This is a genomic window from Ectopseudomonas toyotomiensis, assembly GCF_900115695.1.
In the GTDB taxonomy this organism is placed as follows: Bacteria; Pseudomonadota; Gammaproteobacteria; order Pseudomonadales; family Pseudomonadaceae; genus Aquipseudomonas; species Aquipseudomonas toyotomiensis.
This window is the reverse complement of the sequence record NZ_FOXK01000038.1, coordinates 1-1,153: the sequence shown is the minus strand read 5'-3', so window position 1 is coordinate 1,153 and position 1,153 is coordinate 1. Positions and strand designations below refer to the sequence as shown.

At 63.3% G+C, this 1,153-nt stretch carries 1 protein-coding gene and 1 pseudogene; both read left to right on the top strand.

Annotated elements, in window-relative coordinates:
- On the top strand, positions 1-255 hold a 255-nt coding region (locus BM186_RS26060; protein WP_139228049.1), incomplete at its 5' end, for a phage protein Gp27 family protein.
- A pseudogene (locus BM186_RS26055) lies at positions 255-1,153 on the top strand (hypothetical protein); the annotation flags it as partial. The gene BM186_RS26060 and the pseudogene BM186_RS26055, both read left to right, overlap by 1 nt.

Here is a 1,153-nt window from a genome sequence, read left to right as displayed (position 1 = left end):
ACCACGCACGCCGCCCTGGGCGCGCAGATCGACGACGAGACCACCATCGACGACGTGCGCAAGCTGGCCCGCGCTGCCAAGGATGTGTTGCAGGCCAGCAAGGCCAGCCGCGAGGAGCGCAAGGCGATCGAGCGTGAGGCACGCGAGGCGCTGATCGCGGAACAGGAGCAGCGCCTGGAAGAGATGCGCGGCAGCGATGGTATGAGCGAGCAGCTCGAAGAGCGCATTCGCGGCATTCTGCTGGGGAAAGCCTGATGGCCATGCAAACCACCACGGCCAACCTGGGTAAGGGGCTCACTGCCACCAGCGCGCCGCGCAAGATCGATCTCGCAGAGGAGATGGAGCTACTCGGCGTCGACGTTCCGCAACAGATCGCCGAGGCCCAGCCGGCCAACGAGCCCGTTTTCTTGGGCTACCAGCGCCGTTGGTTCGAGGACGAAAGCCAGATCATGATCGGCGAGAAGTCCCGTCGAACTGGTATCACCTGGGCCGAGGCTGGGCGTAACGTGGTCAAGGCCGCCAAGCCGCGCCGTCGTGGCGGCTGCAACACCTTCTACGTGGGTAGCAAGCAGGAGATGGCGCTGGAGTACATCGCCGCCTGCGCGCTGTTCGCCAAGGCGTTCAACGAGCTGGCCGAGGCCGACGTCTACGAGCAAACCTTCTGGGATGAAGGCAAGAAGGAAGAAATCCTCACCTACATGATCCGCTTCCCGAAAACGGGGCGGAAGATCCAGGCACTGAGCAGCCGGCCGAGCAACCTGCGCGGCCTGCAGGGCGACGTAGTAATCGACGAGGCGGCATTCCATGAGTCGCTGGAAGAGCTGCTGAAGGCCGCCCTGGCGCTGACCATGTGGGGCAACAAGGTGCGCCTGATCAGCACCCACAATGGCGTCGATAACCCGTTTAACACCTACATCCAGGATGCCCGAGAGGGGCGCAAGGACTACAGCGTCCACCGCATTACCTTGGATGATGCGATCGCCGAGGGTCTGTACAAGCGCATCTGCTACGTCACCGGCCAAGAGTGGTCCCCCGAGGCCGAGAAGAAGTGGCGCGACGGCCTGTACAAGAACGCCCCAAACATCGAGTCGGCCGAGGAAGAGTACGGCTGCGTACCGAAGAAATCAGGCGGCACCTACCTGACCCGCGTGTT